This window comes from Zavarzinia marina, from assembly GCF_021568905.1.
Lineage (GTDB): Bacteria > Pseudomonadota > Alphaproteobacteria > Zavarziniales > Zavarziniaceae > Zavarzinia > Zavarzinia marina.
Genome location: NZ_JAKGSB010000005.1, coordinates 128,911 through 143,733 on the forward strand (window position 1 = coordinate 128,911; position 14,823 = coordinate 143,733).

The window sequence follows — 14,823 nt, forward strand, 5'->3', positions numbered from 1 at the left end:
ACGCAAGCGGCGCGGGCGTTTGACCCCGATCGCCCCTGCTGATAGTTTCCGGCCCCGTCGCGCCGGTCTTGCCCCGCGCCTGCTCCTTCCCTTCGTCCGAGGTTCTTCCATGGCGTTCCGTTCGCCGCTCATCAATGTCATGGCGTCCGCCGCCACCAAGGCCGCCCGCGGCCTGAAGCGCGATTTCGGCGAGGTCGAGAACCTCCAGGTCTCGAAGAAGGGCCCGTCCGACTTCGTCTCCGTCGCCGACCAGAAGGCCGAGGAAGTGCTGCACGCCGAACTGTCGCGCGTGCGCCCCGACTTCGGCTTCCTGATGGAGGAGGGCGGCGAGATCGAGGGCAAGGACAAGTCGCACCGCTGGATCATCGATCCCCTGGACGGCACCACCAATTTCCTGCACGGCCTGCCGCAATTCGCCATTTCGATCGGTGTCGAGCGCGATGGCGAAATCATCGCCGGCGTCGTCTACAACCCGATCGCCGACGAGATGTATTGGGCCGAGAAGGGCGCCGGCGCCTATTGCAACGACCGCCGTCTGCGGGTCGCCGCCCGCAAGGACCTGAAGGAATGCGTGATCGCCACCGGCATTCCCTTCCACGGCAAGGGTGATCACCTGCGTTTCCTGAAGGAATTGGGCCTGATCATGCGCGAGACCGCGGGCATCCGCCGGTTCGGCGCCGCCTCGCTCGATCTCGCCTTCGTCGCCGCCGGCCGCTTCGACGGCTTCTGGGAGACCGGGCTGCAGCCCTGGGACGTCGCCGCCGGGATTATCCTGGTGCGCGAGGCGGGCGGTTTCGTCAGCGACCAGCGGGGCTCGAAGAAGGTGCTGGAGGCACCGGAGATCGTCGCCGGCAACGAAATCGTGCACGAGAAGTTGCGGCGCCTCGTCGAACGGGCCGGCCTGCCGCCCAAAAAGCCGCGGCCAAAGGCCCAAACAGCGGTTGCGGAGCGGCCCGAGCCCGAGAAATGATAGGCCCGGGGCGTTCGGTTACGTCGCGTCGCAATATTTCGCCGGTTTCGCGACTCGACGGATCCTGTTAAGAGTGCGAAGGAACAGGGGAGTGCAAGGGGTATGAGGGCAGCCACCAGTGCTCGCGCATTTCACTGCGCCGCCAGAACTGGTGCCTTCTCCGCCAGCGTTTCACCCCGTGGGGTCTCCCTCAAGGCGATCGCCGTCGCCGTCGGCCTGATGGGCCTCGGTATCGCGCCGGCCCATGCCGGCGGCAACGAGGAAGACCAGTCCACCCACATCACGGTTCCCGCCCGACCGCATGCCGGCGGCGCCGGCACGGGCGGACGGCCGGCCCCGGCGCGCCGCTACGATCCCGCCATCGATTTTCAGACCATCGTGATCGGCGGCGGTTCCGCGCCCGGCGTGATCGTCGACATGTCGGTGCTGGACGACCTGATGGCACCGCCCCCGCCGCCGCGCCCCCGCGCCGTCGCCCGCCCGGCACCGCGACTGACGCCGCCGCCCGCCCCTGCCGCCGCCGCTCCGCCTGCTCCCGTCGAACCCGAAATCGCACTGGTCGAGCCTGAGGCGCCGGCGGAAACCGCCGATACCGTGCGGCCGGTGGAAAAGCCCGATCCTTCGGCGCCCGCCGTCGCGCTGCCGGAACCGGTCGAGCCGGAATCGGTCGCGCCTGAACCGAGCGTCGCCGAGCCTGTCGCGCCCGAGCCCGAACCGGCGCCGCCGCCCGTCACGATCGACGTCGATACGCCGCGCACCCTGGCGATGATCGAGCTCGGCTCGCGCCTCGGCGAACCGGCCATGGCCGAACCGCCGCCGCCACCCGCGCCGGAACCAGCACCGCCACCGCCGCCACCGCCCGCCCCGGCGAGTAGCGGACCCACCGACCTGACCGCCGGCCTCCCGGAGCCCGAACCCGAACCCGCCCCGCCCGAACCCTTGCCCGAGCCGGAACCCGTGCCCGAGCCGGCGCCGGCAGCGGCACCCGCAACTTCGCCCGCCCCAGCCCCGACCACGGCGGCCGCCGCCGTTCCGGCCCCGGCCGTCGCCGGGCGCGGCGGCCTGCCGTCGGTCGCCAAACAGGTGACCCAGGTGGCGTTCGCCACTTCCGGCGATGCGCTGGACGACGACGGGCGGGCCGCGCTCGATGCCGTCGTCGAACAGTTGAAGGAGCCCGGCGGGCGCATCCTGGTGCGCGGTTTCGCCAGCGGCACCAATGACACCGCGACCGGGGCGCGGCGCCTGTCGCGCCAGCGCGTGCTGGCGGTCCGCACCTATCTGATCGAGAAGGGCGTGCCCGCGACGCTGATCGACCTGCGCGCCGTCGGCATGGCGCCGGACGCGCCGGTCGCCGACGGTGTCGACATCGCCATCATGCCCTGATCGCCGGTCTTCCCCGCCGTGATGGCCCGGCCCTGACGGTCCGGCCGGGTGACGGGGCCGCCGAGGGGCCGAAACCCTGGGGAACGACCTGAGATGAACGTCGATCGCTATCTGCTCCGCATGACGCTCTTCCTGCTGGCGATCGCCGGTCTGGTGGTGTTCCTGCTGGCCCCGGCGAGCCGTTTCTTCGCCACCAACGTCGCGCTGAATTCGGTGATCATCGCCGTCGCCCTGCTGGGCGTCGTCTACATGCTGCGCCAGGTCCTGGAACTGCGGCCCGAGGTGCGCTGGTTCGAGCGCCTGACCGCCCAGGACGTCAATCTGGCCGAAGTGCCGGCGCCCGACCTGATGGGCCCGATCGCCGCCGCCATGACCGAGAAGCGCGGCGCCCGCTGGCAGCTCGGCCCGACCGCCACCCGTGCCCTGGTCGACGGTCTCGCCGCCCGCCTCGACGAGAAACGCGACATCGGCCGCTATCTGGTGCAGGTGCTGATCTTCCTCGGCCTGCTCGGCACCTTCTGGGGCCTGCTGTCCACCGTCTCCTCGATCGGGGAGGCGATCCGCAACCTCAATATCGCCGGCGGCGGCGACTTCACCGCCATGTTCGGCGAATTGAAGCGCGGGCTGGAGGCGCCGCTGTCGGGCATGGGCACGGCCTTCTCGTCCTCCCTGTTCGGCCTGTCGGGTTCCCTCATTCTCGGCTTTCTGGAACTTCAGGCGAGCCAGGCCCAGGGCCGTTTCCTGGGCGAGGTCGAGGATTATCTGACCGCCAATACGCGCCTCGGCGGCACGGCGGCGATGGAGGGCGAGACCGGCGCCGGCGTACCCGCCTATGTCTCGGCCCTCCTCGAATCGACGGCCGAAAGCCTCGATCGCCTGCAACGCACCATGGCCCATGCCGAAGAGAACCGGGTGACGGCCAACGACGCCCTGGTCAATCTGACCGAGCGCCTGGCGACGCTCGCCGCCCAGATGCGGGCCGAACAGGAACTGATGGTGCGCATCGCCGAAGCCCAGATGGAATTGAAGCCGGCCCTGCAGCGGATCGCCCAGGCCCAGACCGCCCCGGCCCTGGACGAGGCGAGCAAGGCCCATCTGCGCAATCTCGACACCGGTATCGCCCGCCTGACCGAAGGCCAGCGCGCCGGCCTCGACGAAGTGGCGGCCCAGGTGAAGATCCTGACCCGCACCATCGCCGCCATGGCCGCCGAGGAGCGCTGACATGGCGGCGCGCAGCCGGCGCTTTCGCGACCGCGGCGGACCCGACATCTGGCCCGGCTTCGTCGATGCCCTGGCGACCCTGCTGCTGGCCATCACCTTCCTGCTGTCGGTCTTCATGCTGGCCCAGTTCTTCCTGGGTCAGGCCCTGTCCGGACGGGACGAGGCCCTGGCCCGCCTGAACCGCCAGATCGCCGACCTGACCGATCTGCTGGCCCTCGAACGTCAGGCCAACGCGGAATTGCGGCTTTCGGTCTCCAGCCTTTCGAGCGGCATCGAAAGCGCCAACGCCGAGCGCGATACCCTGCGCGACCGGTTGCGGGACCAGGAGTCCGACGCCGCCGGCCTCGAAGGACGGGTCGAGAGCCTGACCGCCGAACTGGACCGGGAGAAGGCCCTGACCGCCGATGCCCAGGCCCAGGTCGATCTCCTGAACCGGCAGTTGGCCGAGCTGCGCATCCAGCTGCAGGAAATCGCCGCCATGCTCGATCAGGCCGAGGCGGCGGACCGCGAGAGCCAGGCCGTGATCGCCGACCTCGGCCGAAGGCTCAATCTGGCGCTCGCCTCCAAGGTCGAGGAACTGGCGCGCTATCGCTCGGAATTCTTCGGGCGCCTGCGCGAGGTGCTGGGCGAGCGCAAGGATGTGCGCATCGTCGGCGACCGCTTCGTCTTCCAGTCAGAGGTGCTCTTCGCCTCGGGCTCGGCCGAAATCGGGGAGGGCGGACAGCAGACCCTGGCGCGCTTCGCCGCGACCCTGAAGGAGATCGCCGCCGAAATCCCGGACGACCTGCCGTGGATCCTGCGGGTCGACGGCCATACGGACGTCACGCCGATCAATTCCGCGCTCTATCCCTCGAACTGGGAATTGTCGACCGCGCGCGCGGTCGCCGTCGCCAAATTCCTGATCGCGGAAGGCCTGCCCCCCAACCGCCTGGCCGCAACCGGCTTCGGCGAGTTCCAGCCCCTCGATCCCGAGAACACGCCGGAGGCGCTGGCCCGCAACCGGCGCATCGAGCTGAAGCTGACGGAACGGTGAAACAGGCGCGCCGTCCATAAAACGCGTCATCCCGGCGAAGGCCGGAACCTTTCGCAGGCAAGGATGTCGTCGCGTCGAAGGGATCAGGCCGCGTCGGCCTTCACCAGGGCCTTGGGGCGCGTGCGCAATCCGTCGATCAGCAGGTCGATGACGCCTTCCGCTTCCCGCTCCAGCTTGTCGAGGGCGAGGCCGGTGAAGAGTTGGGGATAGCGGAACTTGAAGGTGGCCGACTGGATCATCTCCGCCGTGAAGTTCACATCCTCGATGTCGAATTCGCCGGTGGCATTGCCCATGGCCAGGATTTCCGCGATCAGGGAGCGCACCCGCGCCAGGCCTTCATTGGCGACATGGGGACGTTCGCGGGCCACGATCTCGGCCATTTCGATCCAGTGCTGGTCCCGCTCCAATTCCTGGAAGGTGATCTGCATCTGTTCGAGGAGGAAGCTGCGCAGACGCTCCACCGCGGGGATGTCGGGGCGGCGCACCACTTCGCGCAGGCGTTCGGCGGTGCGCAGGAAGCTCTGCCGGGCGATCTCCTCGGCGATGTCGAGCTTGGACATGAAGTAGCGATAGAGGTTGCCGGCCGACATCTTGCAGTCGGAGGCCAGCTCCGCCATGGTCGTCTTGCCATAGCCGTAGCGCGACAGCCGGTCTTTCGCGGCTGTGATGATCGCTTGCTTTATTTCCTCGTGACGCTTCATCCCGCTCTTTGTTTATCTGCTGAATCCTGAACGCTCAAGATAACGTTCACGCTTCAGGGCCGAAATTTGCAAGCAAATTCCGTATTTTGCAGCGCAGCATGGGAAAATTCCATTGCTTGGTTCAAATATGGTCTCATCTTTGCCGCCCGCAATTCCGCAAACCACACCGAATCGTCTGGAATGGCCGCCATGCATTTTGCCGTGATCTGTACCGACAAGCCCGGCGGGATGGAGATCCGTCTCGCCAACCGCCCCGCCCACCTCGAATGGCTGAAGGCGCCGGGCAGCCGGATCCGGATCGCCGGCCCCTTCACCACCGACGACGGTGCCGCCATGACCGGCAGCATGCTGGTGATCGAGGCGGAGGATGCGGCAACGGCGGAGGCCTATTGCGCCGAGGACCCCTATGCCAGGGCCGGTCTCTTCGCCAAGGTCGAGATCAAGCCCTGGAAATGGGTGATCGGCCAGCCGGCGGAGGTGTGAGATGGCCCATTGGCTGGTGAAATCGGAACCCGGCGCCTGGTCCTGGGACGATCAGGTGCGCGACGGCACCACCTTCTGGTCGGGCGTGCGCAACTATCAGGCGTCCAACAACCTGAAGGCCATGAAGAAGGGCGACCGCTGCTTCTTCTACCATTCGGTCAACGAGAAGCGGATCGTCGGCGTCGTCGAAGTGGTGAAGGAATATTATCCCGACCACACGGACGAGAGCGGGCGCTTCGGCATGGTCGACGTCAAGGCGGTGAAACCCCTGAAGACCCCCGTCACCCTGGAGCAGGTGAAGGCCGATCCGCGCCTCAACCACCTCGCCCTGGTGAAGCAGTCCCGGCTCTCGGTGATGCCGGTCGACGACGAGGCCTGGACGGTGATCTGCGAGTTGGGCGGCATCAAGGCCTGATGGCCTCGAGCCCGAGGGCACCGATCGCCGCCACGCCGACGATGCCGCTGCCGGCGAGGCGCGGCGCCGTCACCCCGTCGACGCCGCCGAGGGCATAGACGGGCATGCCCGCCCGCCGCGCCAGTCCCGCGAAGCGGACGGGCCCGAGAGATTCCGCCCCCGGATGGCTGGCGGTCGGGAACACCGGCGACAGGAAGACGGCCGCGACACCGGCACGCCGCGCGCGCATAAGCGCCTTTTGGCTGTGGGCGGCGGCGGTGGCGAATCCCCGCACACACATCGGCAGGCGTTTTTCCGGCCAATGGACGCCCGCCGCGCCGATCCGCCGGGCTAGGCCGGCATCTCCCGACACCAGCAGGCGCAGACCCCGGGACCGGCACACCTCCGACAATGCCCGGCCGAGCACCAGCCGTGCCGCCGCCGGCAGATCGCCGTCGCGCAGCACCACCAGGCTGCCCCGGGGCAGGGCCGCCGCCGCCGCCAGGGGATCGGGCAGGCGCGCGCGATCCGTCAGCAGGACGAGGGGCGGCAGAACACCGCGCGCATGATGGCGGGCATTGAGGCGGCGGGCGGCGGTTGCTAGCTTCTGGTCCATCATGTCGTCCGAATCCGAACAGACCATCGCCGACCGTCTCGCCCATGTCGAGGCGCGGATCGCCAAGGCCTGCCGCGCCACCGGCCGCGATCCGGCCGAGGTGCGCCTGATCGCCGTCTCCAAGACCCATGATGCCGACGCCGTGCGCGCCGCCCTGGCGGCCGGCCACCGCGTCTTCGGCGAGAACCGGGTGCAGGAGGCGGAAGGCAAATTCCCCGCCCTGAAGGCTGAATATCCCGATCTGGAACTCCATCTGATCGGGCCGCTGCAGACCAACAAGGCGAAGGATGCGGTCGCCCTGTTCGACGTCATCGAGACCGTGGACCGGGAAAAGCTGGCGGCCGCCATCGCCGCCGCCTCGGAAAAGACGGGTCGGCGTCCGCGCTGCTTCGTCCAGGTCAACACGGGGGAGGAACCGCAGAAGGCCGGCTGCCTGCCGGCGGCGGCGGACGCCCTGATCGCCGCCTGCCGCATCACCCATGGCCTCGACGTCGTCGGCCTGATGTGCATTCCACCGATCGACGACGAGCCGTCGCTGCATTTCGCCCTGCTGCGCAAGATCGCGGCGCGGAACGGGCTGCACCAGCTTTCCATGGGCATGTCCAGCGACTATGAGATCGCGGTCCGCCAGGGCGCCACCCAGGTCCGGGTGGGGACGGCCATCTTCGGCCAGCGCGACTATTCCGCCGGGTGAACCACCAGCCGGCTGTCCGGCCCGACCGCCGCCAGCGCCGCCGTGAGATCGGCCAGCGCGAGTGCCACGCAGCCGGCGGTCGGCCCGCCGTCCTCGGGCCGCAGATGCATGAAGATGGCACTGCCCGCCCCCGGCACCGGCGGATCGTCGTTGTGCCCGACCACCACCACCAGGTCATAAAGGTGATCGTCGCGCCACATGACCTCGTGACCGGCCGGAAAGGGCAGTTTCACCGGCCGATTGTAGGACGCGTGATCCGGATCGTCGCACCAGCCGTCGTCCGCCGCGAGCGCCGAGACCGGCAGTTCAGTAATCGGTGGCGTTACGCGATCCGGGCGATACAGCACCCGGCGCAGGGGCCAGGCGCCGACGGGCGTCGCCCCGTCGCCCTCGCGCTTGTCCGCCCTCATGCCGCCCCGGCCGAGGCTGGCCGCATAACGCCTACCGGCGCATTCGACCGTCCCGTCCGGAAAGACGTGAATGTCCATCGTCAGGGCAGAAGCACGGTCGAGCCGACGGTCCTTCGCCCTTCCAGCGCCTCATGGGCCGCGACGACGTCCGTCAGGGCGAAACGCTGGCGGACATTGGTTCGGATCACGCCCCGTGCCACCAGATCGAAGAGTTCGGCCGCCGCCGCATCGCGCTCCGCCTTGTCGCCGATATAGTGGAACAGGGTGGGGCGGGTGAGAAACAGCGAACCCTTGGCCGACAGCACACCCGGCGAAAAGGCCGGCACCGGCCCGCTGGCATTGCCGAAGGTGACCATCAGGCCCCGGACCGAAAGACTGTCGAGGGAGCCTTCCCACGTATCCTTGCCGACCGAGTCATAGACCACCGGCACGCCCTTTCCGCCGGTCAGCTCGCGCACGCGCCCGGCCACATCCTCCTCGCGGTAGAGGATGACCTCGGCCGCGCCATGGGCCTTGGCCAACTCGGCCTTTTCCGGGCTGCCGGCGGTGCCGATCAGACGCACGCCCAGATGTTTCGCCCATTGGCAGGCGATCAGGCCGACGCCGCCGGCGGCGGCATGGAACAGCACGGTCTCCCCCGCCTTGACCGGATAGGTCCGGCGCAGCAGATACCATGCGGTCAGACCCTGGAGCATGAGGGAGGCGGCATCCTCGTCGCTCACCCCGTCCGGCAGTTTCATCAGGAGTTCGGCGGGGAAATTGCGGCGGTCGCCATAGGCGCCGAGGGGGCCGATGCAGTAACCGACCCGGTCACCCGGCGCCAGCCCCTCGACCCCCGGGCCGAGCGCCTCGATCACGCCCGCGGCCTCGAGACCGATGCCGGTCGGCAGCGGCATGGGATAGAGGCCGCTGCGGTGGTAGCAGTCGATGAAGTTCAGCCCCACCGCGGTATGGCGCAGGCGCACCTCGCCCGGGCCGGGATCGGGCAGATCCTCGGTTTCGAGGGCCATGACCTCGGGCCCGCCGAAGCCATGGACGCGGACGACCTGTGCCCTGGTCATCGCCGCACCCCTCAGGCCAGATTGGTCTTGAAGAAGTCGATCGTGCGCTGGTTCGCAAGATCGGCCGAAGCCTTGTCGTAATGGGCGCCACCGATCCGGGCAAAGGCATGGTCCTGCCCGGCATAGCTGTGCAGCGTGACCAGACCGTTGCCGCCGAGACCCGCCGCCACCTTGGCCTGGGCTTCCGGCGGCACGAATTGGTCCTTTTCCGCGATATGCAGCATCAGGGGCTTCTTGATGCCGGCGGCGAGGTCCAGCACATCCTCGATGCCGACGCCGTAATAGCCGACGGTGGCGTCGACCGCCGTCAGGGCCGCCGTGCGATAGGCCATGTGGCCGCCCAAGCAATAGCCGACCGCGCCCACCTTGCCCGTGGTGCCGGCCATGGTGGCGGCGACGGCACGGGTGGCGTCGATATCGTCGATACCCTTCTCGCGATCGAAGGCGGAGAACAGGGAGAAGGCGCGATCCCATTCCGCCTTGGTCTGATCCGTGATGTCGATGCCCGGCTCGATCCGCCAGAACAGATCCGGGCAGATGGCGACGAAACCTTCGCCCGCCAGCCAGTCGCAGACGCCGCGCATGACCGCGTTCACGCCGAAAATCTCCTGAATGACGACAATGGCGGGGGCAGGGCCGCCGCCGGCCGGCGTGGCGACATAGGCCGCGAAGGAACCGCCGTCCTTGGCCGCAATGGTGATCGTCGAAACCGTCATCTGAAACCTCCCTCGGCGCGCCCCTGGAACCGGGTCGGCGCTCGAAGGGCGATGCTAATGAAGGAGCATGGCCTTGTCATGACTGTCTGGATCATGATTGTCGCCCGAACGAATCAGTCGGGAATGTCCGCCATGCCCTCATGGCTCAGCAGCCAGCGCTTCAGGCCGGTATCGCCGCCATAGCCGCCGAGGCGCGGCCCCGCCGCCAGCACCCGGTGGCAGGGCACCAGCAGGCCGACCGGGTTGCGCCCGCAGGCCTGGCCCACCGCCTGGGCCGCCACGCCGCCCAGTGCCCGGGCCAGGCTGCCGTAGGTCTCGAAACCGCCGAAGGGAATGGCGGCGATGCGGCGCCAGACCTTGCGCTGGAAAGGCGTGCCATGAGGGGCGATGGGCAGGTCGAAAGCCTGGCGGCGGCCGGCGAAATAATCCTCCACCTGACCGAGGGCGAGCGCCAGCAGCATGTCGTCGCCCGTCGCCGCGTCGCCCAATTCGCGCCAGCCGGCGGCGACCACCGCATCGCCCCGCACCGAAACGTGAAACTGCCCGACCGGTGTTCGCACCACGCCTTCCGTCATTGATCCATCCCATTGCCCGCGGCCCCGAAAGCCCCATGTTCATGTTGCGTGCATTTCCACGCGAATTGAATTGATATAGGGGCAGGGTTCCTGCCGCGAGAGGACGCCATGAAGATCAACGTCGAATTCGACATCACGCCCGAAGAAGCCCGCCGCGTCCTCGGCCTGCCCGATCTCGAACCGATGCAGCAGCGCATCCTTTCGGAACTCGAGGGCAAGATGATGCAATATCTGAACGTCATCGACCCCGAAACCATCCTGAAGCAATGGCTGCCCATGGGCATCCAGGGCGGCATCCAGGGCTTCGAGAAACTGCAGGACATCTTCTGGTCCGCCGCCTCCACGGTGCGCGGTGGCGGCAAGCGCAAGACGGACGCCAAGGAAGACAGCAAGTGAATGATCAGTCCATCGGCGCACGGGTGCTTTCCAACGACCCCGCGCCCTATTTCGATGTCCATGTCTTCGCCTGCGTGAACGAGCGGGCGGAGGGACATCCCCGGGGATCCTGCAAAGCCAGGGGCGCGATTCCATTGCGTGCCTACATGAAGGCGAGGGCGGATGAACTGGGCATCACGGGCATCCGTGTCAATCAGTCCGGCTGCCTCGATCGCTGCGAATTGGGCCCCGTCCTGGTGATCTATCCCGAAGGCATCTGGTACGCCCCGCGCAGCCGCGACGACATCGACGAGATTCTGAACGTTCACGTGATGCAGGGCAGGCGGGTGACGCGGCTGATGCTTCAGCCCGACCAGAAGCTGCCCGCCGCCGAATAACGTGTCCGACACGATCTTCGCGCTGGCCAGCGCCCGGGGGCGGGCCGGCGTCGCCGTGTTGCGCCTGTCGGGCCCATTGGCTGGGACCGCGCTGGAACGGCTGACCGGGGCGAAGGGCACGGCGCGCATGGCCCGGCTGGCGCTGCTGCGCGATCCCGACGGCGGCGACGTGGTGGACCGGGCGCTGTGCCTCTGGTTTCCGGGGCCCGCCAGCTTCACCGGCGAGGATGTCGCCGAATTCCACCTCCACGGCGGGCGCGCCGTGATCAACCGGGTGAGCGACCTGCTGCTGGCCCAGGGCCTGCGCCCGGCCGGGCCCGGCGAATTCACCCGCCGCGCCTTCGAGGCCGGCAAGCTGGACCTGTCCCAGGCCGAGGCCGTCGCCGATCTGGTCGACGCCGAGACCGAGGCCCAGCGCCGGCAGGCCCTGCGCCAGCTCGACGGTGCCATGGGCCGGCTCTACGAGGACTGGCGCGACCGTCTCAAGGTCCTGCTCGCCCGTCTCGAAGCCCTGATCGACTTCCCGGACGAAGGCCTGGACGACGCCATCGAGAACCGGGTCCTGCATGAGGTCGAGGTGCTCAGGGCCGAGATCGCCCGCCATCTGGCCGACGGCCGCCGGGGCGAGCGCCTGCGCGAAGGCTTCGAGATCGCCATCACCGGCGCCCCCAATGTCGGCAAGTCCAGCCTGCTCAACCGCCTGTCGGCATCGGAGGCCGCCATCGTCTCCGAGATCCCCGGCACCACGCGGGACGTGATCGAAGTCGGTCTCGACCTCGGCGGCTATCGCGTGGTGCTGATCGACACCGCCGGTCTTCGCGAGACCGACGATCCGATCGAGCGGGAAGGGGTGCGCCGCGCCCGCGCCCGGGCCGAGGCGGCGGACCTTCGCCTGCATGTCGTCAATCCGGGCGACGGCCTTCCCAGGCTCGAAGGCGGCACGGCCACGCTCCTCGTTCTCAACAAATGCGACCTGGGGCCGGGACCGGCGGATGCGATCGCCGTCTCCGCCCGGACGGGACAGGGCATCGACACCCTGATGGACCGGATCGCCGCCCTGGTGGCGGCGCGGCTGGCGCCGGCGGAAATGCCCGCCATCACAAGGGCGCGCCACCGCCTGGCGGTGAAAGAGGCGGTCGGCGCTCTCGACCGGGCCCTGGATTCCCTGCCCCTGCCGGCGGAGCTGCGGGCGGAGGATCTGCGCCTCGCCCTTCGCGCCCTTGGCCGGGTGGTGGGCGCGGTCGATGTCGAGGATCTGCTCGACGTCATCTTCTTCGAGTTCTGCATCGGCAAGTGATGTTTCACGTGAAACATCGAAGCGTGAGTCGCCCATGTCCCAAGCCGTGACCCTTCGCCTGGACGACACGATCACCGGCGCCATTCAGGACCTGATCAACGTTCTCCACGGCCCGCCGCCGACCTATCCGCCCCACATCACCCTGACCCTCGGCAGGAAGACCCCGGACATCGAGGACGCGCGGGCTCGCCTCGCCCGCGTCGCCGCGCATACCGATGCGCTGAGCCTGTCCGTCTCCGGTTTCGGCATATTCCCCGATGGCCACGGCTGGCTCTGGCTGGCGCCCGTGACGACCCCATCCCTGCTGGCGCTACAGGCCGAGGTCGCCGAGATCATCGGCCTCGACAGCCTGGACCCCCATTACCATCCCGGCGCCTGGCAACCCCACATCACCATCGAAAGGGGCGCAACACCGATTCCCGACGCCCTGTCGCCCCTGATGCACGCCTGGAAAGGCTCCCTGCATGGCTTTGCGGTCCGTCTGGAGATCGTGCGGTTTCCGCCCGTGACGGTCGTCGCCGGCCTGCCGCTCCGCCCCTGAGATCGAGGTTCCGGACTGTTTCACGTGAAACATGCGGGCTCCCACGACTCGTCATTTGACTGTCCCGGCGCCTTCCGTAAAGTGCCGGCCATGAACACATTCGACGTGATCGTGATCGGTGGCGGCCATGCGGGCTGCGAAGCCGCGGCAGCCGCCGCGCGCTTCGGCGCGCGCACCCTTCTGCTGACCCACCGGGCCGACACGATCGGCGAAATGTCCTGCAATCCCGCCATCGGCGGCCTGGCCAAGGGCCATCTGGTGCGGGAGATCGATGCCCTGGACGGCATCATGGCCAGGGCCATCGACCGGGGCGGCATCCAGTTCCGCGTGCTGAACCAGTCGAAAGGTCCGGCCGTGCGCGGCCCCCGGGCCCAGGCCGATCGCAAGCTCTATCGCCGCGCGGTCCAGAACCTCCTGGCCGAGCAGGATAATCTCACCATCCTCGCTGCCGCCGCCGAGGATCTGATCCTCCGCGACGGCCGTGCCGCCGGCGTCGTGCTGGCCGACGGACGGGAGATCGCGGCCGGCGCCGTGGTGCTGACCACCGGCACCTTCCTGCGCGGCCTGATCCATATCGGCGAGGAGAAGATCCCGGCGGGCCGGGCGGGGGAGGCGCCGAGCCTCGGCCTGTCCGCGACCCTGTCCCGGATCGGCTTCGCCCTGGGCCGCCTGAAGACCGGCACGCCGCCGCGCCTCGACGGACGGACCATCGATTGGGCATCCCTGGAAAGTCAGGCGGGCGACGATCCGCCCCAGCCCTTCTCCTTCCTGACCAAGACGATCGACACGCCCCAGATCGCCTGCGGCATCACTTATACGAGCGAAGCCGGTCACGCCTTGATCCGCGACAACCTGCATCGCGCGCCCATGTATTCGGGCCAGATCGAGAGCACGGGCCCGCGCTATTGCCCCTCCATCGAGGACAAGGTGGTGCGCTTCGCCGAGAAGGAGCGCCACCAGATCTTCCTCGAGCCGGAAGGCCTGGACGACGACACGGTCTATCCCAACGGCATTTCCACCTCTCTGCCGCGCGACGTGCAGGCGGATCTGCTGACGACCATTCCGGGGCTGGAGCGGGCCGTGATGCTGCGTCCCGGCTATGCCATCGAATACGACTATGTCGACCCGCGCGAGTTGACCCACACCCTCGAGACGCGGCGCTGCCCCGGCCTCTATTTCGCCGGCCAGATCAACGGCACCACGGGTTACGAGGAAGCGGCGGCCCAGGGCCTGATGGCCGGGCTGAACGCGGCGCGGGCCGCCGGCGGCGGGCAGGGCGTCATGCTGGACCGGGCCGATGCCTATATCGGCGTGCTGATCGACGATCTGGTGACCAAGGGCACGCGGGAGCCCTATCGCATGTTCACCAGCCGGGCCGAATATCGCCTGGTGCTGCGCGCCGACAATGCCGACCGCCGCCTGACCGAAAAGGGCATGGCCTTCGGCTGCGTCGGAAGCGAGCGGGCAGGGGCATTCGCCGAAAAGCGTGTCCTGGTCGATGCCGCCCTGACCCACGCCCGGGAGACCCGCATCACCCCGAACGAAGCCCAGGCCCTGGGCCTGCCGGTCAATCAGGATGGTCAGCGCCGCTCGCTCCTCGACCTCATGCGCCTGCCGGGCGTCACCCTGGATCGCGTCGCCGGCCACTGGCCCGGCCTCGCCGGCCTCCGCCCCGACGTCGCCGAACAGGTGGAGATCGAAGCGCTCTATGCCGGCTATCTCGACCGGGTGGAAGCCGACATCCGCGCCTTCCGCCGGGACGAGGGGCTGAGCCTGCCGGCCGACATCGATTATCGCGGTATCGGCGGACTTTCGGCCGAAGTCCGCCTGAAACTGGAAGCCACCCGCCCGCCGACCCTGGGGGCCGCCTCCCGCATTTCCGGCGTCACACCCGCCGCCCTCACCGCACTTCTCGCCCATGTGAAGAAGCGGGTGGCCTGATATGGCCGAGCCGC

At 68.6% G+C, this 14,823-nt stretch carries 18 protein-coding genes; 12 read left to right on the forward strand and 6 right to left on the reverse strand.

Annotated features, from left to right (window positions below):
* Positions 1-109 precede the first annotated feature (109 nt).
* The 4 genes from L2U69_RS14205 to L2U69_RS14220 all read left to right on the forward strand — a co-directional run bounded on the left by L2U69_RS14205 (position 110) and on the right by L2U69_RS14220 (position 4,607).
* Complete coding sequence (locus L2U69_RS14205) at positions 110-970, forward strand: inositol monophosphatase family protein (RefSeq protein ID WP_236107780.1); 861 nt, start codon at positions 110-112, stop codon at positions 968-970.
* A gap of 102 nt (positions 971-1,072) precedes the next feature.
* Entirely contained in the window at positions 1,073-2,353 is a 1,281-nt protein-coding gene (locus L2U69_RS14210) for an OmpA family protein (protein WP_236107781.1), read from the forward strand.
* Positions 2,354-2,446: 93 nt separating this feature from the next.
* On the forward strand, positions 2,447-3,574 hold the full coding sequence (locus tag L2U69_RS14215) for a flagellar motor protein MotA (RefSeq protein WP_236107782.1): 1,128 nt from the start codon (positions 2,447-2,449) through the stop codon (positions 3,572-3,574).
* Position 3,575: 1 nt separating this feature from the next.
* Positions 3,576-4,607 (forward strand): peptidoglycan -binding protein, encoded by a 1,032-nt coding sequence (locus tag L2U69_RS14220; RefSeq protein WP_236107783.1) that lies wholly within the window; start codon positions 3,576-3,578, stop codon positions 4,605-4,607.
* An 83-nt stretch (positions 4,608-4,690) separates the two neighbouring features.
* On the opposite strand, the gene L2U69_RS14225 is transcribed toward L2U69_RS14220, so the two are convergent.
* Positions 4,691-5,308, reverse strand: a complete 618-nt coding sequence (locus L2U69_RS14225) for a TetR/AcrR family transcriptional regulator (RefSeq protein WP_236107784.1) — start codon at positions 5,306-5,308, stop codon at positions 4,691-4,693.
* Between the two features lie 189 nt (positions 5,309-5,497).
* On the opposite strand from L2U69_RS14225, the gene L2U69_RS14230 reads away from it, so the two are divergent.
* Complete coding sequence (locus L2U69_RS14230; protein ID WP_236107785.1) at positions 5,498-5,791, forward strand: YciI family protein; 294 nt, start codon at positions 5,498-5,500, stop codon at positions 5,789-5,791.
* A gap of 1 nt (position 5,792) precedes the next feature.
* Positions 5,793-6,206, forward strand: a complete 414-nt coding sequence (locus L2U69_RS14235) for an EVE domain-containing protein (protein WP_236107786.1) — start codon at positions 5,793-5,795, stop codon at positions 6,204-6,206.
* On the opposite strand, the gene L2U69_RS14240 is transcribed toward L2U69_RS14235, so the two are convergent.
* Entirely contained in the window at positions 6,196-6,804 is a 609-nt protein-coding gene (locus L2U69_RS14240) for a thiamine phosphate synthase (protein WP_236107787.1), read from the reverse strand. The two genes, L2U69_RS14235 and L2U69_RS14240, sit on opposite strands and share 11 nt — an antisense overlap.
* Here L2U69_RS14240 and L2U69_RS14245 point away from each other — a divergent pair.
* The gene (locus tag L2U69_RS14245) at positions 6,803-7,495 is read left to right on the forward strand and encodes a YggS family pyridoxal phosphate-dependent enzyme (RefSeq protein WP_236107788.1); all 693 of its coding nucleotides are present in this window, start codon (positions 6,803-6,805) and stop codon (positions 7,493-7,495) included. The genes L2U69_RS14240 and L2U69_RS14245 overlap by 2 nt on opposite strands.
* Here the strand turns inward: L2U69_RS14245 and L2U69_RS14250 are convergent.
* The 4 genes from L2U69_RS14250 to L2U69_RS14265 form a co-directional block, all read right to left on the reverse strand.
* Positions 7,480-7,983, reverse strand: coding sequence for a L,D-transpeptidase family protein (locus L2U69_RS14250; protein WP_236107789.1), 504 nt, complete (start codon positions 7,981-7,983; stop codon positions 7,480-7,482). The two genes, L2U69_RS14245 and L2U69_RS14250, sit on opposite strands and share 16 nt — an antisense overlap.
* Before the next feature lie 2 nt (positions 7,984-7,985).
* Positions 7,986-8,966, reverse strand: a complete 981-nt coding sequence (locus L2U69_RS14255) for a quinone oxidoreductase family protein (protein WP_236107790.1) — start codon at positions 8,964-8,966, stop codon at positions 7,986-7,988.
* Between the two features lie 11 nt (positions 8,967-8,977).
* Entirely contained in the window at positions 8,978-9,682 is a 705-nt protein-coding gene (locus L2U69_RS14260; RefSeq protein ID WP_236107791.1) for a dienelactone hydrolase family protein, read from the reverse strand.
* A gap of 113 nt (positions 9,683-9,795) precedes the next feature.
* Positions 9,796-10,257, reverse strand: a complete 462-nt coding sequence (locus L2U69_RS14265; protein ID WP_236107792.1) for a methylated-DNA--[protein]-cysteine S-methyltransferase — start codon at positions 10,255-10,257, stop codon at positions 9,796-9,798.
* A gap of 108 nt (positions 10,258-10,365) precedes the next feature.
* Here L2U69_RS14265 and L2U69_RS14270 point away from each other — a divergent pair, with 108 nt between their 5' ends.
* The 5 genes from L2U69_RS14270 (at position 10,366) to mnmG (ending at position 14,809) form a co-directional block, all read left to right on the forward strand.
* Positions 10,366-10,653 carry a DUF6489 family protein gene (locus L2U69_RS14270; RefSeq protein ID WP_236107793.1) on the forward strand — a complete coding sequence of 96 codons (288 nt, stop codon included), beginning with the start codon at positions 10,366-10,368 and terminating at the stop codon, positions 10,651-10,653.
* The gene (locus tag L2U69_RS14275) at positions 10,650-11,030 is read left to right on the forward strand and encodes a (2Fe-2S) ferredoxin domain-containing protein (protein ID WP_236107794.1); all 381 of its coding nucleotides are present in this window, start codon (positions 10,650-10,652) and stop codon (positions 11,028-11,030) included. The genes L2U69_RS14270 and L2U69_RS14275 overlap by 4 nt, the downstream gene beginning before the upstream one ends.
* 1 nt (position 11,031) lies before the next feature.
* Complete coding sequence (mnmE, locus tag L2U69_RS14280; RefSeq protein WP_236107795.1) at positions 11,032-12,327, forward strand: tRNA uridine-5-carboxymethylaminomethyl(34) synthesis GTPase MnmE; 1,296 nt, start codon at positions 11,032-11,034, stop codon at positions 12,325-12,327.
* A 34-nt stretch (positions 12,328-12,361) separates the two neighbouring features.
* Positions 12,362-12,868 carry a 2'-5' RNA ligase family protein gene (locus L2U69_RS14285; protein WP_236107796.1) on the forward strand — a complete coding sequence of 169 codons (507 nt, stop codon included), beginning with the start codon at positions 12,362-12,364 and terminating at the stop codon, positions 12,866-12,868.
* A 90-nt stretch (positions 12,869-12,958) separates the two neighbouring features.
* The gene (gene mnmG / locus L2U69_RS14290) at positions 12,959-14,809 is read left to right on the forward strand and encodes a tRNA uridine-5-carboxymethylaminomethyl(34) synthesis enzyme MnmG (RefSeq protein ID WP_236107797.1); all 1,851 of its coding nucleotides are present in this window, start codon (positions 12,959-12,961) and stop codon (positions 14,807-14,809) included.
* Positions 14,810-14,823 lie beyond the last annotated feature (14 nt).